General features: G+C 34.6%; 19 protein-coding genes. 15 read left to right on the forward strand and 4 right to left on the reverse strand.

The features are described from left to right. Positions 1–84 precede the first annotated feature (84 nt). From ABWU24_RS00945 to ABWU24_RS00980, 8 genes are all read left to right on the forward strand, one after another. Positions 85–2,553 (forward strand): valine--tRNA ligase, encoded by a 2,469-nt coding sequence (locus tag ABWU24_RS00945; RefSeq protein WP_341815893.1) that lies wholly within the window; start codon positions 85–87, stop codon positions 2,551–2,553. 41 nt (positions 2,554–2,594) lie between these two features. Continuing rightward, positions 2,595–3,329: a hypothetical protein gene (locus tag ABWU24_RS00950; RefSeq protein WP_353274290.1), complete on the forward strand. Its 735-nt coding sequence runs from the start codon at positions 2,595–2,597 to the stop codon at positions 3,327–3,329. A gap of 30 nt (positions 3,330–3,359) precedes the next feature. Next, positions 3,360–4,152 (forward strand): IS5 family transposase gene (locus tag ABWU24_RS00955; protein WP_341815401.1). Its coding sequence is split into 2 segments (ribosomal slippage): positions 3,360–3,623 and positions 3,625–4,152, totalling 792 coding nucleotides; the frame shifts between segments, so codons are not numbered across the junction. 15 nt (positions 4,153–4,167) lie between these two features. Then, entirely contained in the window at positions 4,168–5,556 is a 1,389-nt protein-coding gene (locus tag ABWU24_RS00960) for a hypothetical protein (protein WP_353274292.1), read from the forward strand. Between the two features lie 137 nt (positions 5,557–5,693). Further along, complete coding sequence (locus ABWU24_RS00965; RefSeq protein WP_353274294.1) at positions 5,694–6,860, forward strand: hypothetical protein; 1,167 nt, start codon at positions 5,694–5,696, stop codon at positions 6,858–6,860. A gap of 43 nt (positions 6,861–6,903) precedes the next feature. Beyond that, on the forward strand, positions 6,904–7,584 hold the full coding sequence (gene pyrF, locus ABWU24_RS00970; RefSeq protein ID WP_006013901.1) for an orotidine-5'-phosphate decarboxylase: 681 nt from the start codon (positions 6,904–6,906) through the stop codon (positions 7,582–7,584). A 782-nt stretch (positions 7,585–8,366) separates the two neighbouring features. Then, a complete protein-coding gene (locus ABWU24_RS00975; RefSeq protein ID WP_341815886.1) occupies positions 8,367–9,530 on the forward strand; it encodes a phage major capsid protein in 1,164 nt (387 codons plus the stop codon). Positions 9,531–9,613: 83 nt separating this feature from the next. Then, positions 9,614–10,087 carry a hypothetical protein gene (locus ABWU24_RS00980; protein WP_015587663.1) on the forward strand — a complete coding sequence of 158 codons (474 nt, stop codon included), beginning with the start codon at positions 9,614–9,616 and terminating at the stop codon, positions 10,085–10,087. A gap of 12 nt (positions 10,088–10,099) precedes the next feature. Here the strand turns inward: ABWU24_RS00980 and ABWU24_RS00985 are convergent. Further along, a protein-coding gene (locus ABWU24_RS00985) for an IS630 family transposase (protein ID WP_353274215.1) occupies positions 10,100–11,105 on the reverse strand; the annotation gives its coding sequence in 2 pieces (ribosomal slippage) (positions 10,100–10,594 and positions 10,596–11,105; 1,005 coding nt in all). On the opposite strand from ABWU24_RS00985, the gene ABWU24_RS00990 reads away from it, so the two are divergent. The 5 genes from ABWU24_RS00990 (at position 11,099) to ABWU24_RS01010 (ending at position 14,682) form a co-directional block, all read left to right on the forward strand. Further along, the gene (locus ABWU24_RS00990; protein ID WP_353274296.1) at positions 11,099–11,245 is read left to right on the forward strand and encodes a hypothetical protein; all 147 of its coding nucleotides are present in this window, start codon (positions 11,099–11,101) and stop codon (positions 11,243–11,245) included. The two genes, ABWU24_RS00985 and ABWU24_RS00990, sit on opposite strands and share 7 nt — an antisense overlap. Before the next feature lie 75 nt (positions 11,246–11,320). Further along, positions 11,321–12,082, forward strand: coding sequence for a hypothetical protein (locus tag ABWU24_RS00995; RefSeq protein WP_015587662.1), 762 nt, complete (start codon positions 11,321–11,323; stop codon positions 12,080–12,082). Between the two features lie 235 nt (positions 12,083–12,317). Then, positions 12,318–13,112 carry a 4-hydroxy-tetrahydrodipicolinate reductase gene (dapB, locus tag ABWU24_RS01000; RefSeq protein ID WP_015587661.1) on the forward strand — a complete coding sequence of 265 codons (795 nt, stop codon included), beginning with the start codon at positions 12,318–12,320 and terminating at the stop codon, positions 13,110–13,112. After that, positions 13,109–13,867, forward strand: coding sequence for a phosphate ABC transporter ATP-binding protein PstB (gene pstB / locus ABWU24_RS01005; RefSeq protein WP_006013910.1), 759 nt, complete (start codon positions 13,109–13,111; stop codon positions 13,865–13,867). Before dapB ends, pstB begins: the two co-directional genes overlap by 4 nt. Positions 13,868–13,935: 68 nt before the next feature. After that, positions 13,936–14,682 (forward strand): ankyrin repeat domain-containing protein, encoded by a 747-nt coding sequence (locus tag ABWU24_RS01010; protein ID WP_341815885.1) that lies wholly within the window; start codon positions 13,936–13,938, stop codon positions 14,680–14,682. On the opposite strand, the gene ABWU24_RS01015 is transcribed toward ABWU24_RS01010, so the two are convergent. From ABWU24_RS01015 to ABWU24_RS01025, 3 genes are all read right to left on the reverse strand, one after another. Further along, positions 14,623–15,588 carry an IS110 family transposase gene (locus tag ABWU24_RS01015; RefSeq protein WP_341815666.1) on the reverse strand — a complete coding sequence of 322 codons (966 nt, stop codon included), beginning with the start codon at positions 15,586–15,588 and terminating at the stop codon, positions 14,623–14,625. The two genes, ABWU24_RS01010 and ABWU24_RS01015, sit on opposite strands and share 60 nt — an antisense overlap. A 731-nt stretch (positions 15,589–16,319) precedes the next feature. Next, positions 16,320–17,498 (reverse strand): 1-deoxy-D-xylulose-5-phosphate reductoisomerase, encoded by a 1,179-nt coding sequence (gene dxr, locus ABWU24_RS01020; protein WP_341815884.1) that lies wholly within the window; start codon positions 17,496–17,498, stop codon positions 16,320–16,322. Positions 17,499–17,533: 35 nt separating this feature from the next. Next, positions 17,534–18,031, reverse strand: a complete 498-nt coding sequence (locus ABWU24_RS01025; RefSeq protein ID WP_341815883.1) for a hypothetical protein — start codon at positions 18,029–18,031, stop codon at positions 17,534–17,536. A 319-nt stretch (positions 18,032–18,350) separates the two neighbouring features. Between ABWU24_RS01025 and ABWU24_RS01030 the strand changes: the two genes are divergently transcribed. Together ABWU24_RS01030 and ABWU24_RS01035 are read left to right on the forward strand one after the other, a co-directional pair. Continuing rightward, positions 18,351–20,156, forward strand: a complete 1,806-nt coding sequence (locus tag ABWU24_RS01030; protein WP_353274298.1) for a hypothetical protein — start codon at positions 18,351–18,353, stop codon at positions 20,154–20,156. Positions 20,157–20,207: 51 nt separating this feature from the next. Continuing rightward, positions 20,208–21,213, forward strand: a protein-coding gene (locus ABWU24_RS01035) for an IS630 family transposase (protein ID WP_353274215.1) whose coding sequence is annotated in 2 segments (ribosomal slippage) — positions 20,208–20,717 and positions 20,719–21,213 — 1,005 coding nt in all. Because the reading frame shifts where the segments join, the coding sequence is not laid out codon by codon here. Positions 21,214–21,234 lie beyond the last annotated feature (21 nt).

Genomic DNA, 21,234 nt, shown 5'->3' on the forward strand with positions numbered 1-21,234 from the left:
GAGGCTAAACTAAAAATGGCAGACATTAAAATTGCTGTATTTGCTCAATTGTGCTAACTTAAAGCTTAAAATTGAAAAATATTTATGTTAGAAGAAAAATACAGCTTTAGAGAAATTGAAGACAAATACAACATATTATGGGAAGGTAGTAAAGTTTATAAATGGAATGGTGAAAAGGATAATACTTTCACTATAGATACACCTCCACCAACGATATCTGGAAAGTTACACATCGGTCACATATTTAGCTATTGCCATACGGATTTTATTGCAAGGTTTCAGCGTATGCTGGGAAAAGATGTATTTTATCCAATTGGGTTTGATGATAATGGGCTTCCCACTGAAAGGTTAGTTGAGCAAACCTATAAAACCCGTGCAAAAGAAGTTGGCAGAGAAAAATTTATAGAAATGTGCCATGAAGTTATTGAGAAGTCAAAGCAAGAATTCAAGGAGTTATTTAAATCGGTCGGCATTAGTTATGATTGGAGTTTGGAATATCACACGATCAGCAAGGAAGCTGTGGCACTTTCTCAAATGTCATTTGTTGATTTATATAATAAGGGATATGCATACAGGAAAATGCAACCTATTCTTTGGGACCCAGTTGATAAAACCGCAATTGCACAAGCGGAAATAGAAGATAAAATTTTTGAATCATCTTTAAATACAATAGTTTTTTCCACTGAAGAAAATGAGCAGATTCACATCGCAACTACACGACCTGAGTTGCTTCCAGCATGCGTTGCGGTTTTTTGTCACCCGGAGGATGAACGCTATACTCAGCTGATTGGTAAGACAGCCATAGTGCCAATGACAGGGGCAAAAGTTCCAATAACAGCTGATGATAAGGTCAAAATAGATAAAGGCACTGGACTTGTTATGTGCTGTACATTTGGTGATGAGCTCGACATATATTGGCAGCAAAAGCATAATCTGCCGGTGACAATTATCATTGATCAGGATGGAAGAATGAATCTGCATGCAGTGAAATGGATCCCAGTGTTTGACACTGGGATCCATGGGCTAAAGGTCAAAGAAGCAAGAAAGAAAATAATTGAAATCCTAACTGAAAAGGGCCTTTTGATAGAAAGTACTAACATTTCTCATTCCGTAAAATGTGCAGAAAGATCTGGTGCATCACTTGAAATATTATCTACTTATCAGTGGTTTATCAAGACTTTAGAACAAAAAGTTCAACTGTTAGATAAAGTGAGAGAATGCAATTGGCATCCAGAATCTATGCGTAAACGCATGGAGGTGTGGATAGAAGGGCTAAATTGGGATTGGTGCATTTCAAGACAGCGTTATTTTGGTGTGCCATTTCCAATTTGGTATTCAAAACGTAAGGGAGAAGAAGGCAAAATCATTCTAGCTGAAGTAAAGGATTTACCTGTAGATCCATTAAAAGGTTTGCCGAAAGGCTATAGCAGAGAAGAAGTTACTCCAGATCAAGATGTGATGGATACTTGGGCAACAAGTGCGATCACTCCTCAACTAAGTGCACTGGCAGTAAACAGTGAGCTCGGTTTACCAAGCCATCGGTATGATAAGATATTTCCTGCAGATCTGCGCAGCCAAAGCCATGAGATAATAAGAACTTGGGCTTTTTATACGATTTTGAAGGCACATTATCATGCAGATTCACTGCCGTGGAAAAATATCATGATTAGTGGTTGGTGTTTGGCTGATGATAAAAAAAAGATGAGTAAATCAAAAGGTAACATCATTACTCCTCATGTAATGCTTGAAACCTATGGAGCTGACGTAGTACGCTATTGGGCAGCAAACTCAAGACTTGGAGTTGACACAGTCTACTCTGAAAATATCTTCAAAATTGGCAAACGACTTGTTACGAAACTTTGGAATGCTAGCAAATTTGTTTCCATGTTTATGGAAAAACATCAAGCATTGAGCATAAATTCCATCAGTGAGACGATGGATAAGTGGATATTGTCCAAATTATATAAAGTGATAGAAAAAACGACGAACAACCTATTACAGTTTGAATACTGCGAAGCTTTGAGCGCAATAGAAGAATTTTTTTGGAAAGATTTTTGTGATAATTACTTAGAGTTAGTTAAAAAACGTGCATATGGAGATGCATTGGACAGCGAGGCAAACATGAGTGCGAAACAGAGTTTAGCATATGTACTCAATATTATTTTGCGGTTATTTGCACCCTTTTTGCCATATATTACAGAGGAGATATATCATCAACTGTATAGTTATAACTCCGTGCACAATAAAAGTAATTGGCCTAGCAAGGAAGAATTGATCTATGATGAGCATTCTGAGGAAATGGGAGATAATTTTGTGCAGATATTAAACCTCGTGAGAAAAATAAAAGCAGATAATAATGTATCAGTTAAGCACTTGATAAAAAAATTGACGATAAAAGCAAACGCAGAAGATGATAAGTTAAATCAATCTGCACATGATGATTTGCAGTCAGTTTGCAATGCTGAAGTGATAGAATGGGTTGAGAGTACAGAAGCAGAGCTTATAACTGAGAATGGAAAATTTACTGTAAGTTTATTGATTGATGTAACTTAGCATTCGTATTACTATACTAATTATTTAGTTGTGAGGTAATAATGTTTGGTAATTCATATGATAATAAAATTGAAGAACAAAAAGATGATTATCATGACTTCATTCAAAGGTTTTTGTTTTTGCTCGGTAAGATAAAAGAAAAGAATAAATCAATTCACACTGCTGTAGCTAGTTTTCACATATTATCTTTTTTAATAAAATACAATGCCAATTTTAATGAAGATGAAGTGTATAAAGCCGTTATCCAAGATTTCAATAATGTAAAGGAGGCGAGACTAGAGCTTCAAGATAAGGCTAAAAAAGTATTGAATGGGTATATTGCAAATGGTGTTGAAACAGTGTCAATATATGGTAGTTGTGCAGAAGTTAAATTGGGAGCTAATAAAAACAAATTCAAAGTCAGTGAGTTTTTGAATAGTAATTTCTGTCAAGATAATGGAATTTCAGGATTTTCAACTCTGCATAGCAATGGAAAAAATGGAATGCACGGTTTTGTTTCTGAAGAAGGAATAAGGCACTATGTTGTAACTGATGGTGCATACGAAATGACTCTGAATTGGTGTGATGAGGACGGAAAAAAGTGCACTATTATAATTAATATTGATGCTAATGGTATAGAACTTATCGAGCGTAATCGTGTTACTGATGATCAATTGAAAGCAAATAAAGATGTAAAAATAGGTAACTTATTCTTGTATCAAATAAAATTTAGAAATAAGGAGAAAGGCAATCATAAATCATCTGAGAGCCTGTACGTGATCTCAAAAAAGGGATAGAATGAGAGGATAAAGTATATAAAGTAGGATATGCGAAGTTTATATCCAAGTGATATAAGTCGAGAAAAGTTTGAGATTATTGTAGCAGATCTGGAGTCTTGCAGGAAGAGGACAAAGCCAAGAACACTTGATTTATATCATGTATTTTGTGGAGTGTTATACGTCTTAAAAAGTGGCTGCCAGTGGAGAATGTTACCAAAAGAGTTTCCAAAATGGCGGAATTGTTACGACTATTTTAAGAAGTGGAGTGAAAAAGCAGATGCAAATAAAGAAAGTGTTCTGGAGCTGGTATTAAAAAAAAATAGTTGGCGTGGTCCGACAAAACAATGGTCGGAAAGAAAAAACCAGCTTCTGCATAATTGATGCACAAAGCGTAAAAAATGCAGATACTGCTGAAGAAAAAGGCTATGATGCAGGCAAAAAGGTTTCAGGAATAAAACGCCATATTGCGGTAGATACACAAGGTTTACCCCACGCAATTTATATAACAACGGCAGAAATAACTGATCGTAGTAGCGCTGTGAGAATGGTTAAAAATGCTAAAGAAAACCTATCTGAAGTTAAAAATATACTAGTTGATGCTGGCTACACAGGAGAAAATTTTGCAACACAAATAAAAGCAACTATTGGCGCTACCGTTGAAGTAATAAAGCGAAACGAATTACACACCTTTGTCGTATTGCCGAAAAGATGGGTTGTTGAGAGATCTTTTGCTTGGTTGCAAAAATGTAGGCGATTGTGGAAAAATTGCGAGCGGAAACTCAACACTAGCCTGCAAATGGTCGTTCTTGCTTTCGCTGCTTTGCTTCTGAAAAGATTATGAACAGGCTCTGAGATTGTGATAGAAAATAGTAATAGAAATATTAACATTCAAACAACTCAAGAAATTGAGCTTGGCAGCAAAGAAGCTCAAATAGGCAGTACTAAAATGCAAGACAAAATTGCACAAGTTGTAGATGACAGCTTAAACGAAAGAATTAATAAATTGGAAAAAGAAAATACAAGATTAACTGGAAATAATCAAACTATATTAGAACAATTACAGCAAAAAATGAGAGAGGTGGAGGAATTAAATGGAAAGGTAAGGGAAAAAGATGAAGTTTTGGCTGAAGTAACACAAAAACTCAAGCAGCTAAGTGATTCGGTAGAGAGTGAATTTGAAAGGAGAAAAGTAGAGAAGGAAAAGTTAGAGGAGAAGTTAAGGAAAGCGCAAAAAGAGATACAAAAGTTAAGTAAAGAAAAAGCTGAATTAGTGCAAGAAAAGCAAGATTTAGAAGAATTTGCTGAAGGTCTAGATGTTAAAGTACAAAGACTAAAGGATCAAATAAGGCAATTAGAGTACAGTGTGGCTGTAGCAGTGAATGAAAATAAAAGATTAAAACAAAAATTGAATGATACTCAAAAAGAGTTGGATGGTAAGTATGGTGAAATCCAGAGATTAGAAAGTCAATCACACGAATTAGAAAGTCAAAAAATAACAGAATTGGAAATATACTTAGAAGAGAAAAAGAAAAAAATAGCAGAGTTAGAGGTGCTGTTGGAAGAAGAAAAGGGGGAAGTTTTTAGTTTAGAATCTAGATTATGTAATTCAGAAGAAGAAAAAAAACGATTACAAAAAAAGTTAAATGAAAAAACTCAAGAAGTGATTAAACTAACTGTAGATTTAGAAGAACTAAGTAAGCAATCGGAAGAGAAAGAAACTAAATATTTCAGTAGGATTAAAGAGTTAGAAAAAATTCTTAATAAAGAAAGAAAAAACAGTGAAGAGTTAGAAAATTATAGCATCAATCTGGAGGAAGAAAGTCAAATTCAACATGAAAAGTACAAAGAGTTACTATTTGAGAAGCATTCTATAAAAGAAGAAATTTCAGATTTGAATGATCAATCTTCATTAGTTCATCAGAATCGTGTGAGCTTAGCACAAGATTTGGCAAAAAACATGATATATTTGTTCAAAGAGAATGTAAGAGAAGGAGATAAAGTGATTATATCGCAGGAAACTGTATTAGAGATTTTGAATGGATTGGAGGAATTAATCAAGAATGTTGGAGTCAGTGATCAAGAAATAAAAGGAGTAATTGAAGAAATATCTGTACAAACTAATGATAGCCTTGCTCCTTCAGATATAAGTAATGGAGACTTATCAGCACTACCAAATAAAGAGCTGGATGAAGCTTCATATTCAGAAGATTTTGGATATTCTAGTAGATGTTCTACTCCCGTCTGATGCCACCTTGTATTTTGAGTTTAGTTAGCATATCAACTAAAGTTTATCACTGGTACAATTGTGATAAGTGTTCTCCTCTACAGGTAAGATAATTTTAATCAATATATACAAGACTGCTGAAGTTTTGTATATGGGTGATGAGCAATTTACTTAATAAATATAATACATTTTATTTTATAGCTAGTTCTCTTGCTACTCTTACATTACTTACATCTTTAGCGCTTATTAATGCACCTAGTTCTTTAATTCTCGCTTTAGTTGTATTATCTGCTTTGGCTCTTATGATTTTGTATAAAATAATTATTGACACTAGTAAAGTGGAGAAGAAATTTGCTCACAAAGAGCTTGAGTTGACTCAAGAAAAGCACAATTTATACGAGGAAGGAAGAAAATTTGGTCAAAAAATAGAAGCTGAGAGGAAATCTTTTCTTAAAGAAAAAAAATCTTTGGAGGAGAAATTAGAAGCAAAAATGATCCATATAATTGGAATAACAGACGAATTAGAAAAAGTAACGAAGGAGAAAGATGAGCTTGCTGCACAAGAAAAAGAACTACTCCATAAAATCTCATATTTGTGTAAACAGTTACAGGAAAAAGAAGCTAATCTAACTGAGAGGGAAAAACACATAATGGAATTGAAAAGAAAAATAGACAATAATAAACATGAAGAATTGAATAAGGAAATAGAAAAATTATTCAAAGAAAACGAGGAGTTATCTAAGGAAATAGATAAATTACGTAAAGAGAAACATATGCTATATACACAAAAAGAAGAATTATATAAAAGGCAAGAAGAACTTTGTGTGGCATTAGATGAATTACAGTGTAAATTCAAAGAAATTAATCAGAAAAATAAAAACTTATCTAAAGAATTAAAAAGGAAATTTGAAGAGCTAGATAAAGCAGACGGTTTAATTAAAAATCAGTCTTTTGAGTTAGACAAAATAAGACAAGATTGTAATAACAAAGTGAAAAATTTAAGAAATTCACTTTTAGAGCGAGACAGTCAAATAAAACAACTTCAATATGTGATAGAAAAGGTAGAAGAATCAATAAGAGAAAATAGAGCAATTAAAGATTATAGCACAAAAATAATATTAGGGGAGACTCAGAAAATAAAATTTGTATTAGGGCAGCTTGTGCAATTCAAGTCAGTTAACGGTTCCAAAACATCGGAGGAAACGTCTGATTCTTTACAGGAAGATCTTGGATATGCCAGTCGTTCACCCACTCCGACCAGATTATCGGGTTCAGTGTCTGTACAAAGCATTGCAAGTGGACCAATCCCTGAATATGGATTGTAAAATGCAACAATTACTCTTATTATAAAAAAAATTATACAAGATAATGAACCCAATAATATGCGCACTGGATACACAAGATTTGAATAAAGCTATATCTTTAGCTAATGCTCTGCGTGATAAGGTTGGCATGGTAAAGCTTGGGTTAGAATTTTTTGCTGCACATGGCCCTTCTGGAGTGAGAGAAGTTGCAAAATGCAATATACCAATTTTTTTAGATCTGAAATTGCATGATATTCCAAACACTGTCGCTAGAACGATTGAAGCAATCAAGATTCTAGATGTTGAAATGCTAACATTGCATATCAGTGGTGGAACAAAAATGCTTCAAGAAGCGCTAAGTATAGTGCAAGGCACTAAAATAAAGCTAATTGGAGTAACAGTATTAACTAGCATGAGTAATAAAGATCTAAGTGAGCTTGGAGTGGCAAGAGAAACAAAATCACAGGTAATTTTGCTGGCAAAGCTTGCAAAAAAGATTGGTCTACATGGAATAGTTTGCTCTGCACTAGAGGCTCAAGAGGTGCACCAAGAATGTGGTAAAGACTTTAAAATTATTACTCCAGGAATCCGTATGAATCGAGGTCATGATGATCAAAAAAGGACAGCAACACCAAAAGAAGCAATAAATTCAGGAGCTGATTATATCGTAATTGGCAGACCCATTACAGAGAGTAGCAATCCCGCAAGTAGTGCAGAATTAATATTGAAATCTTTTATTGATTGAAGCAGGGCAGATAAGGTAGCATAGGGTAAAAGCAACAAACGGTATGTATCCGTTCAGCAGGGTGGCAAAACAAGGTAGACGAGAAAAGATAACTAAATGGGTGTCATCCCAGTGCTTGACCATTTTTCTTTTTTTTCTGGATTCCAGCTTCACGCACTGGAATGACAGGGCTGTGAGTGTCATCGAAGTAGCCGATACAGGCCTTTTTCTTCTGTCATCCCAGTGCCCTGAAACTGGGATCCAGTTAAATTTACAGGTATAAAAGTAATCAACGTTTCTGGTGATGATAGAAAAATGGATCCCAGCTTTATACGGCTACGTACTTTATTTGCACATTCTCCTGAATAGATACTCAGTGAAAAAAAGTGCTTGACACAAAAAAATGGATGCTGTATAGTACTAACAATTAAGTATAATACTTAGCGTAGTGTAATGCTACACTGCTTTTTTTACTTCAACAAGTAATCATTATCATTTTTCTCCCGTTACCAAGCAGCTTACGTTCATTTGTATCTACCATGAAGCCAATGCTAGAATCCAGAAAAAAGACCGGTGAATGGCAGGTACGAGCATTATACGTCACAGTTGTATGAACGTTGTTTACCATGAGGGCGCCTCCCAGCACTGGGATCCATATTGTAAACAAGCGTTTGAGTTATACTAAGCTGCCATTCACCGGTCTTTTTTCTGAATGCAGGTTGCATGACAACGCTGAGATTACTGATAAAGATTACCTTCAAATTACAATAACTATTCTAATTTTATTTTTAAAGGAGGCTATTATGTCACTTACTGATATCGCTCACCGTGTTAATGAACTCGCTTCATCATGGGAGCAATTTAAATTAATAAATGATCGCAAACTAAAAGAAATCGAAAGCAAAGGGCCTGAGCAGCTATGCAAGATAAATAGTAATATTGATAATTGCAAAGAGCGCTTAGATTTTATTGAAACTTCAGCTCAACGCCCAGAGATTAGCACAGATTTTAATACAGGTGATAAATATTTTTCTGATTATATTCGCAAAGGAATGGAAAACAGGTTATCACACAAAACCCTAAGTGGAGATGACAATGATATTGGAGGGTATTTAGTTACTCCTCACATTGTAAAACGGATAAACAAGCGTATAGCTGATTCATCTCCAATGCGGCAGATATGTTCTAGTCAAAGAATCTCCACTGAAACATTGGATTATATTATAGAAGATTGTGACCGTGCTGGTGCAGGTTGGAGTGGTGAAGTAGTAGACGACGAAGATGGTGGCTATAAATCCAAGTATGATTTTGCACAAGACACAAGTACACCTAAAATTCAAAAGATTTCCATCACAACTTATGAGCTCTATGCTCAGCCGCAAATATCACAAAAATTGCTCGATGATGCATTTGTCAATGTTGAAAATTGGCTTGTAGAAAAGGTTGCCGAAACTTTCAGTAAGAAGGAGAATGAAGCCTTTATTAAAGGTGATGGCACTTTTCAGCCTAAAGGAATTTTAACTTACGAAAATGGAAATGGTCATAATAAGATAGAGCAAATTAAAGCTGATAAGCTAGACAGCGACGCCATAATGATATTGTACTACTCTCTAAATGAACATTACTCTAAAAATGCATCATTTTTGATGAACAGGAGTACGTTAAAGGACGTGAGGCTACTAAAATCTGAAACAGGTCAGTATCTTTGGCAGCCGAGTTTATCGCTTGAAACACCAGATACTTTGATGGGAATACCAGTATATCAATCTGCTGATATGCCACCTACAATGATTGCAGTAGCGGATTTCAAACAAGCTTATAAGATCGTAGATAACAGAGGAATGAGAATATTGAGAGACCCTTATACAAACAAACCTTATGTTAAATTTTTTGTCACTAAGCGCGTTGGCGGAGAAGTTGTAAACACCAGTGCTATTAAATTGTTGAAAATTGCGAGCAAGTGCTAATATTTTATATTATTTTATGAAATAATTGACATATTATATTTTTTATGTAATAATTAAATTATTATTAACTTAAGGAGTAAAATATGTTAAAAAAAATAAAAAACTTTTTTCAGTCAATTGCAGGAAAAATTGCATCAGGCTGGAACAGCATTAAAAATTGGTGGTCTGGTAATAAGGTAAACCGAGTAATTGATCCTAATAAAAAGATAATGTTAACTGTTAAAAATTTGAGCAACGGTAAAGTAGGGTTGGTTATGCCGCAAGATATAATATTTCTAAAAAATAAAGATCAAGATGGTAATGTAATTGATGGTGAGTTTCGTTTAGATTTTAATGATGAATCATTGTATATTACAGGTCGTTACGACTCGAAAACGAAAATGGAAGATGGTAATATATGTCTATCTATTAATTCAGTTGGTACCCTAAATGGCAACAAAGTTTATGGTGATAATAAACCAGAAGAAATGACAAGTCTTTTATTAAGTTCAAAAATTATTGATCTAGAAGTAAAACAACACGCTACTGATAATAATCAATCTCTTAATGCACAGTAATACCAAAATCCATTACTGACCGAACAAATAAGAAACATTACAAACTCGTTTAATAGTAGTACTGGAAATATTGACAATAAAATTACACAAAACATCTTCAAGTAAACCTATGGTATCGTAGATACTATTGCGTAAAGTATTGTATTTGATATATTGCCACAACCTTTCAACAGGATTCAGTTCCGGTGAATAAGGAGGCAAGTATATGATGGTAATGTTTTCCTGAATTTTCAAACTTTTTGATCTATGCCAACTTGCACAATCCATTACAAGAAAGGCTTCTTTCGTGCCTAAATCTTTCGACATCTGCTCCAGAAATATATTCATACAATCAGTGTTTACATATGGAGCAAGTAGGCTAATTTTCTTACCACTTCTTGGATTTACCGCACTGTAGATATAGAAATTTTGTCTACCAATTTTCATTTTAACCTGTGTTCTGACCCCTTTTTTAAACCATCCGTGTCCGATTTTTGAATGAGTTCCAAATCGTGATTCATCAAAAAAATACCTCCTTTTCAGGGTGGGAATTGACTATTTTATTGAAGTATTTTTTAAACTCTTCTTGCTTGTTTTTATCTTGTTTATGGTGAATTGGCCTCGGTGTTATGTAAGAAAACTTCATCCTTTGTATCTCACGGTGCACTGTTGATTTGCTAATGTTTAGGCCAAATTCCTCTGAGATTTTTATTTGCACTTCCTTAATAGTAATATTTGGATTTCTTTCTACCCATATTTCAATTTGCTCACGTTGATTTTTGTTTAATTTGCTTTTTCTTCGCCGCTGAGACGGGGAAAATAATCTTTCTACTCTACCAAATTTTAGATGCTTTATCCATTCAGTCAAAGCAGTCCTTGAAATTTTACATATTCTTGCCACAGCGCTTATACTACTTTCTTTTCCTGCTATCACCGCTTGTAACTTTTTTGAAACATATGCGTTATTTCTGACCTTTTTTAACATTTCTTTCGCCAAATTTACAACTTTTTCGTCTAATAGTTTTGACCTTAATGCCATTTATACCTCTCTATTTTATCTACTTTAGTATCACTTCTTTCCCATTATTGTCTATCTGTTCTTTATATAGTGGGAATTGGTATAACTATAGCAAACTGTTAAAAAGAGCACCTCCTTTGGTGCTCTTTTTTTCTTTATAAGTTTTCTCCATAGGAGAAAATTGACTAATTAAATTTTATACTTAATAATTAAATTATTAATTCAAGGAGTAAAATATGTTAAAAAAAATAAAAAACTTTTTTAAATGGATTGCTGATCATACAGCAATTTCATGGATTTTAGGAAAATTAGGTTGGAAAAATCATCACCCTAATGACAAGGTGAGTCGAATAAGTGAATTAGAAAGTCGAGCAGGTAATTCATTTGATAATAGAGTGCATACCCTATTACAAGATCAAGATAAACCTGGTGTTTGTGATATTATGAGAAAAGGTAACGATAGATACCTGGTGCTACATGTGAGGGCAAATGACATATCAAAAGTTGTTTGTGATAGTATTGAGAATATTAAGGAAAATTTATCAGAATATTCTGCATATATCGAATGTGCCAAAAGCGTGTTCAAAGTAACTCTAGGCCGAGTTCTTGGCAGTAATCCGTTTTATTCAAGTTTTAATGTATGCTCAATAATGCCGCATGATTGTATTACTCCATGTAGTGAACTAGAAGAAATGAAAAGCATGTTAGGCCTAAGCGGAGCTGTTGTTATCATAACTCAAATATCTAAAGATTTATCTGATACAGAAAGATCAGGTTCAAAAAGAGTAAGGCTAGTACCTCCTTCAGAGGCACATGATCGTGTATTAGAAGAAAAACGAGAAATGGAAGAGCAACTTCCGGAAACGAAAGCAAGCTCATCTGCCTGTTTGGAAGAGGAAGATGAAAAATTCTTCGATGCAGAAGATGATGGAATTACACAACCACGCCAAACAACTGAAGCAGTAGTGACAAAAAAATATTATATCTTTAATCCATAAGCAAAGTAGGCAACGGTTATTATTAATTAGTCTTCACAAAAGAGCACCTCTGTGCTCTTTTTTTTCTTTATAAGTTTTCTCCATAGGAGAAAATTGACTAATTACAATTTGTATCTTCCTCGTATCAATTTTCAATAGATTCATCGATGTATAGCTATAGTTTTATCAGTGTAAGGCTAAATATGCTAAGCTTATAAGGATGACAAAGCTCGAAAAAAGGCCTAATATAAGCTTTATGAAAATCAAAGTTGGAGTAATAGGCTGCTTAGGCAGAATGGGTAAGAAAATACTCAATGAATTAATTACGAATACCAAAGTGGAAATAGCAGGTGCTGTTGCTCGCTTGGACAGTGAGTATATAGGCTTAGATATTGGTCCTATTGTAGGCAATAATTGCAATTTAGGAATCAAAGTTACAAGTTCTATTAGTGAGGTATTTGAATCGTCCGATGTTGTAATAGATTTTACAACTAAAGAATGTATGCTAGACTGCCTTAAGGCGGCCGTGAAATTTAAAAAACCGCTAGTTAGTGGCACAACTGGAATAGAAGGTCTAAATTTAAAAGAATATGCTGCTAAAGTTCCAATATTATGGTCAGCAAATATGAGTATAGGAGTTAATGTGTTGATGAAATTGGTAAAAGAAGCTGCCAAGCTTTTAGGTAATGAGTATGACGTTGAAATTTGGGAAATGCATCACAATTTAAAAAAGGATTCACCATCTGGAACAGCTATAGAGTTTGGTAAAGCAGTTGCTAACGCTGCAAAAGTGGATTTTGAGCTCAATCAATATTCACATAATAATTCAAATATAAGAGGGAAAGGAAGAATAGGCTTTGCAGTATCTCGTGGAGGTGGAGTAATAGGAGATCACAGTGTCATGTTTGTCAATTCCGATGAACGAGTAGAATTAAATCACAAGGCAATTGACCGCACAACGTTTGCTAGAGGGGCTATTCAAGCAGCAATATGGCTATGCAAGAATAAAAAGGAAATACCGGGACTTTATTCAATGCAGGATTTAGTATGAATGATAAATACGCTTTCGTTAAAAATTTAAATCTTTGGTATGGCTCTAAGCAAGTTTTATTCGACATAAATTTGAATATTTGCAAAAAGAAAGTCACAACTTTTATCGGACCGTCTGGGTGTGGTAAATCGACATTTTTGCGTTGTTTTAATCGTATGAATGATTACGTACCTGGATGTAGAGCGACTGGTGAACTGGTAATCGATGGGCTGGGTAATATATATTCACGTGATATGGATGTTGTATTGCTCAGAGCAAAAGTTGGTATGGTATTTCAAAAACCCAACCCTTTTCCAAAATCAATATATGATAATGTTGCTTATGGGCCTAAATTGCATGGCATGGTGAAAAATAAGCAAAAATTAGATGAAATAGTAGAAAGTAGTTTAACTAAGGTTAGTTTATGGGAAGAGTTGAAAGATAGATTGCAAGATAGTGCACTAAATTTATCTGGTGGCCAGCAACAAAGATTATGCATTGCTCGTGCAATTGCAGTAAAGCCAACTATTTTATTAATGGATGAACCATGCTCTGCTCTTGATCCAATGGCAACCAATGCAATCGAAAATCTTATACAAGAATTGAAATTGAGGTTCACCATAATTATGGTAACTCATTCGATGAAGCAAGCTAAAAAATTATCTGACAGCATAGTTTTCTTTTGCAATGGCAAGATTGTTGAATTCGGAAGTACTAAAGAAATATTTGAAAATGCTCAGTCTCCTTTAACGAAGGAGTATATTCTGGATCATTAGCTTAATAGTTGATATTTTAATTTTTTATATGTATAATTTTATCAAGTTTGTTGTGATAGGGGGTTAAAATGTTTAGCACAAGTGAAGCAACAAGAAAGTTGTTTAAAGCTATTGAATTACAAAATGCTAGTGGTGAAAGAATAACACCTGAGGAAGCTTGGAATCATTTTCAACAAGCATTGAAAGAAGGAGCGAATGTTAACGCTTTTGAGGATGGGATGACACCTTTGATGTCCATCCCCCTAGCTTTTAGCTCTAGTAGTGATGAAGAGCAGTCTAAGTTAAAGAGTATGGCTAAGTTGCTTGTACAGCATGAAAACATTGATATAAATATTAAAAGCAAGCAAGCTGTTATTGAGAGAAGACCAAAGGAACATGATGGTTATCCAGTGTACGAATTTGAGGGGAGAGAAGTAGTAGATCAGGGTAGAGGGGGTTGTGTATACCTTGACAATTCACAACCTGTTAATGAAGGATTTATACCTCAAAATTATGCTCGTGCAGAGGATGAAATTAAGACCGGCAAGAAGGAAAAAAATACAGCTCTACACATTGCTTGCAAGTTGGGAAATGTAGACATGGTAAAAATATTACTTACACATCCAAAGATCAAAACTAATATTAAAAACTATGAAAACAAAAATCCAAGAGATTGTATTGCAGCAGTTGTGTTAAAAGTCAATAGAAAAATTGATGTAGCTGTGAATAAGTACTTAAAATTTGTGTGGGCGTACTTATTCACAGCTATGCTATTACTATATAGAAGCAGTTTTAGGGCTATACTTCTCAGTAAACAGTCTACCGTCTCTTACTAAAGAGTTAGCAAGGATAAGTAATTTTCTCATTGCAGCAGTAGAAGCAACTTTATATGGTTTTTTATATTGATTGTATAGCTTATCAAAGAAGATTTTTATATAAGAATTGTACCTTTGCGCACTAAGAATGCACATATGTAAAACCTTTCTAATTTGTGATCTACCACCCTGAATACACCTTTTTCCCTTACTAAAACCACTATCTCGATTAAAAGGTGCAACTCCGGAAAGGCTGGATATTTCTTTATGTTGGAGAGTTCCAAGCTCGGGTAGATAACAAATAAAAGTAATAGCTGTTATTGCACCTACACCAGGTATACTAGTTATTGACATATACTTTTTTTTAAGCTCTTGATTTTTATCGACTAATTCCATTATCTCATCTTCTAAGACTTGAATTTGATTTTGTAAAACTGCAAGTAGCTCTTCCATTTGTTTGATTATAGATAAATCGGTTACTTGATGAGCTTGGGTTTTTTGTATTTTTGCTATTTCTACTAGTTGATTCCTGCGAGATAATTTTTGCTTCAAACAGTCAATACTAGTAACTTTTAAAGGAGTGACACGCATGTCTGTATTACTAACATAACGTGAGATGATGCTACAGTCTATTTTATCAGTTTTAGTAGCAATACCAAGGCTTTTTGCATAGTCTCTTACCCATCTTGGTTGAATGACATATACTTCAAAACCATGTCTTAATAAAGTATAAGCACATAATTTTTCGTATCCACCCGTTGCTTCAAGTCCAACTTTGGTTACGTTATGTAAACGCAAAAAGTCAAGTATTTGATCAATAGCTTGAACGTTATTTTCAAATACTTTATGATGTCCAAGTGGATGAATGTGGATGTCTAGTTTATTTTTGCTAATATCAATGCCAGTAATAATATTTGATAAATTCATAATTCCTCCATAAATAATCTGTATACTGCATTTTCCACCCTTATATACGAGCCTAAAAGCTCAACCAGTTGTTCGGAACTTTCAGTATAATAAACCAGAGAGGAGAACCTTGCTGCAAAACGGTCCTTATGACCAAGAATATGTACGGTTCCTCCTCTCTGCGTGTCTTTATACCGCCATTTCGTGACATTTATAAAGACTTGTTTTAACATATAAGAATATGTTAAGGAAATAATAGAACCAGAGTTCATAAAGGTAGAAGAAGTTGCTCAAAAAAGGAAACAAACTAAGTATGCTTGTGCTTTTTTGTTATCTGGAGTACTTGCTGTTGGTCTATGTTTCGTAGTTGACAACCCAGTTCCGCTTGCTGCAGTTTCATTGCTGTTCTTTGCAATAGGATGCGGTTATCTGTATAGAGCAAATACAGTTATTAATGATATTAAACTTCTCTCAAGTTATTGTGGACAAACGTACTAGTGATGTATCTGTTTAGATAAGGTGTCATTCCAGCACTTGATGCTGGAATCCAGCTAATTTGGTAAATACTTTACAATGTTTGATGACTAAAAGACTGGATGACAGACTGGGATGACACCCATTTCTTTCTAGTCTTGTCATTCGAGTAGCTGAAACTAGCTGCTTTTCTGTATCCCAGTGTCAGCTACTAGGATGACAGGAGTATGAAATGGGGCTACTTGACCATTTAGTTGTCTTTTCTCGTCTACCTTATTTTACCACTCTGCTGAACGGATACCTTTACTTTTTATGATTTCATTGGCAAGAATACGGCTTTCAAAATCGACATTTATTATGTCAGATAATGAGTTAATATCAGCGTACTTGTCAAAATTTTCTATTGTTGATTTTACCACCTCTAATATTTCTAAAAAACCGATTCGTGATTTCAAGAATTCATTAACAGCTACCTCATTTGCAGCGTTCAAAACAATACTATTTGTATGTGGAGAAGAGGAATTTAACACTTCCATACTGAGCTTTAGTGCAGGAAAACGTTTATGATCTGGTTCTTGAAAGGTCAATTTTTTTTGTTTTGTTAAGTCTAACTTGTAATTCAAAGTTGATCTTTCTGGCCAAGACAAAGCATATGCAATGGGAATTTCCATATCAGTTTCTGCAAGCACAGCAAAGCTGAATCCATCGTGATAAACTACAATTCCATGTACTATCGATTCAGGGTGCACTACTGCTTCAATTCTATTTGGGCTAATTTTAAACAAATGATGTGCTTCTATTATTTCTAGTGCTTTATTCATCATTGTTGCACTATCAACTGAGATTTTCTTTCCCATTTTCCAAGTAGGGTGACTTAGTGCCTGATTTACTGTAATATTTTTTAATTGTTCAAGGCTATAATTTAAAAATGGTCCACCAGAGGCAGTGAGTATAATCTTTTCTACACATTTATCATCATTTTGCAAAACTTGAAAAATTGCGTTGTGTTCAGAGTCGATGGGAATTATTTGTATGCTCCTTTCTTTAGCTTTTTCAAGCAGTAACTTGCCACCACAAACAATGCTTTCTTTATTTGCTAGGGCAATAACTTTAGTACCGCTTTCTATAACCTTTATAACTGGATCAAGGCCTGCGATGCCAACTATTGCAACAACTGAGAGATCAACAGGTAGAGAAGCAACATTTGCTAAACCTGGAGCGCCAACTTCTACTTTGACGTTTGTACCAAGTAGATCTTCTTTTAAATCTTTGTAGAACCTTTCATCAGAAATGGCAGCATATTTTGCATTAAGTAGATTTGCCTGTTGTGCTAGCAGAGCAAAGTTAGAATTGGCACTTAGTGCTTCCACCTGATATTCTTCCTTTCTCTTTGAGAGCAAATCTACAGTCTTTTTTCCAATGCTTCCTGTTGATCCTAAAACTGAAACTTTTTTCACCAAGATACTAACTACAATAAAATCTTCTTAGTTATTTAGTAACCAAGCTCATGATCATCACCAACAGATGGTGAAGGACCAGGTGAAAAAGATTGGCCATGATGATCACCTGCATCATGCATATCATGCAAACCATCGGCACTTTGAGCTATTTCATTGTTAGAGTGGGGATAATCATTATCCGAATGATACCCCTCATCACCGTAGTCCATACCCATTCCTTCTGATGGCATATCTTCTCCACCACCACCTGAAAAATATTCAGCAAGGCTTTCAAGAAATTTTATGCCAAACATATTACCTGATTTCCCAAATAACGTTACTAGACTGCTACCACTGACCAAACCTTCAAACACATTATTATAAGCAGCAATTGCTCCTTCATGAAAGTTGAACATCCACTTCATTCCATCCACAATTGTTGAAACAGAGTCGCTATGACCAAGACCGAAACCACTTTTTTCACTAGCGGCTTCCTGGTGTTGCTGCTGTGCCTGCCATTCTGCAATATTTGGACCTTGTGCTTCACTCATAAACTTTTATTCTAAGCCTTAAGCTATTATTTTACCAAAAACACTGTAAAATATCAATTGTTTAAGAGAGGTTATCATAAAAATAGCTAACACTAAGCTATTTTTATGATTCTGATTACTCTATACCAAAACATCGATGATGTGCTGTAGTAACAAAGTGATGACTTGAGGTTTAAGACAACTTCTATTTCTTCTTAGAAGACTGCTCCTCTCTCTTTCCTTTTTATTTTATTATCTTAATATTAATTTACTCATAAATTATTGACAAGTACTAATAATTTAATTATTATTAGTATTATATTAATAATAAGGAAGAGAAATGCCTACTACTGATTCATCTAATAATAACATACCTGCATCAGTTCCGCCACCACCACCTCCTCCTCCTTTACCACCCGGAGGTTTAAAGAATTGGACACCTCCACAGGATAATGGTAATAGTAAAAAACCTTCTAATGTGGCTACATCAGGAATTAGCAGTCGCACTGAACTAAAAAAAGGTCAATCTAAGAGTCCTGTTCAACAATCATCTCTTAATTTTGCAAAAAATCCACTATTTAAGAAAATGCAAGAAAAAAATAATGTGGATAGCAAAACTGCAGATGAAGGAAGCAATATTAGACAGAGTGAGAAAAATAGAAGCTCAACTCCCAAGCCTATATTTCCTAGAGTTTTGAGTCCTCAACAAGATAATGGTAGTAGTAACAAACCTTTCAGTAATTCAGAAGATAGCAAGAGAACTAAAACAATACCAGATCTATCTAATAGTTATAATCTATCGTCAGAGTTGGAAGAGAATAATAAACCCCTAGAAGGGCAAAACACCCTTGAAGAAAGATGTGAAATCAATACTGGACAGGGTGTGCCGCAAAAACCTATGACTGAACAACATAGTGGTGTACAGTTTGATAAGGATAAGCCAGGAGAAATGAAATGTGAAAGTAAAAATCAAAAATCATCTTTAGCAGAACAAAAAAAGGCAACTGGCTTAAAATATTCAATTGCTATTTTGTTATTGTGTACATCCGGTGCTGTAGCTGGAGTATGCACGTATTTTATGATTTCAGCGGTATTAAGTGGTGTTGCAGTACCAGTATTTTTTGCAGTTATTGCTTCTGTTTCTGCATTGGTTATGTTGAGTTCAGCTGCATATCTTATCAATTCATGTGTTTTTGCGTTAAACAGTGAGAAAAAAATAGGTCCTAATAGAAAACAATCACAAGAAGCAGAAAGCTTCGGACATAGCAATACTCCTATACCATCTCTAGAAATATCTGGAACACTCAGTGCACCGCCACCACCACCTCCGCCACCTGTGAAATCAAACGATCTATCTACAGCACAAAGGGTAATAAGAAAAAATAGCCCTAGTGATGCTAATCAAAAAGATGTGCAGCAAAAACAATCTGGTACTCCAGTAGATGCTCTAAGCAATCTATTTTCAGAGATTAGCAAAGGTACTACTTTGAAAAAAGTTCCAGATAAACAGAAACATTATCTTCCTGAAGATGGAAAGCAAGAGAGCGACGTACAAACGCTAAATCAAAATCAACCACAAAATAGTGGTTTACAGGAGGCAAAAAAGCTTGAACATAGCAATAGTGATACTACTACAGGTCCAATAAGGAAAGTTGAAAGTCAAAAAACTGACAAAGAGCCAAGCAATAGCGAGGGTAGGCAACAAACCGATAATTTGAGAGAAACAATTCTAGAACGAAGAAAGGGAATAGATTATCAAGATGAACAATCAGATTCCTTAGAGGAACGAGACGATTCTCTTTGTAGTTTGGAAGGATCACTTATAGAACCAAATAACACGTCCAATAAAGAGCTAAAGAACCCCGTACAACGGCTAGATGTAGCAACAGTATTATCCAAAAATGTAAGTACACTTTCACTACTAAATAGCCCTAGTAATAGTTTATTGAGCAATAGTGGTAATGTATCTGATGATGAAGATTGGGAAACAGAACCACATTCTATACCTTACATCAACCTTGATAAGACAAGACAAGAGATGAGACAGGAGAAAAAGGAGAAAGGTGCTTCTCCTTCTGCAACAAAAGGAAGTGGTGCAAACCAAGTGAGTAATGATACCAATTCCCACTATATAAAGAACAGATAGACAATAATGGGAAAGAAGTGATACTAAAGTAGATAAAATAGAGAGGTATAAATGGCATTAAGGTCAAAACTATTAGACGAAAAAGTTGTAAATTTGGCGAAAGAAATGTTAAAAAAGGTCAGAAATAACGCATATGTTTCAAAAAAGTTACAAGCGGTGATAGCAGGAAAAGAAAGTAGTATAAGCGCTGTGGCAAGAATATGTAAAATTTCAAGGACTGCTTTGACTGAATGGATAAAGCATCTAAAATTTGGTAGAGTAGAAAGATTATTTTCCCCGTCTCAGCGGCGAAGAAAAAGCAAATTAAACAAAAATCAACGTGAGCAAATTGAAATATGGGTAGAAAGAAATCCAAATATTACTATTAAGGAAGTGCAAATAAAAATCTCAGAGGAATTTGGCCTAAACATTAGCAAATCAACAGTGCACCGTGAGATACAAAGGATGAAGTTTTCTTACATAACACCGAGGCCAATTCACCATAAACAAGATAAAAACAAGCAAGAAGAGTTTAAAAAATACTTCAATAAAATAGTCAATTCCCACCCTGAAAAGGAGGTATTTTTTTGATGAATCACGATTTGGAACTCATTCAAAAATCGGACACGGATGGTTTAAAAAAGGGGTCAGAACACAGGTTAAAATGAAAATTGGTAGACAAAATTTCTATATCTACAGTGCGGTAAATCCAAGAAGTGGTAAGAAAATTAGCCTACTTGCTCCATATGTAAACACTGATTGTATGAATATATTTCTGGAGCAGATGTCGAAAGATTTAGGCACGAAAGAAGCCTTTCTTGTAATGGATTGTGCAAGTTGGCATAGATCAAAAAGTTTGAAAATTCAGGAAAACATTACCATCATATACTTGCCTCCTTATTCACCGGAACTGAATCCTGTTGAAAGGTTGTGGCAATATATCAAATACAATACTTTACGCAATAGTATCTACGATACCATAGGTTTACTTGAAGATGTTTTGTGTAATTTTATTGTCAATATTTCCAGTACTACTATTAAACGAGTTTGTAATGTTTCTTATTTGTTCGGTCAGTAATGGATTTTGGTATGAGGTGCA

Origin of the sequence: Wolbachia endosymbiont (group B) of Hofmannophila pseudospretella (assembly GCF_964028515.1) — a bacterium.
In the GTDB taxonomy this organism is placed as follows: domain Bacteria; phylum Pseudomonadota; class Alphaproteobacteria; order Rickettsiales; family Anaplasmataceae; genus Wolbachia.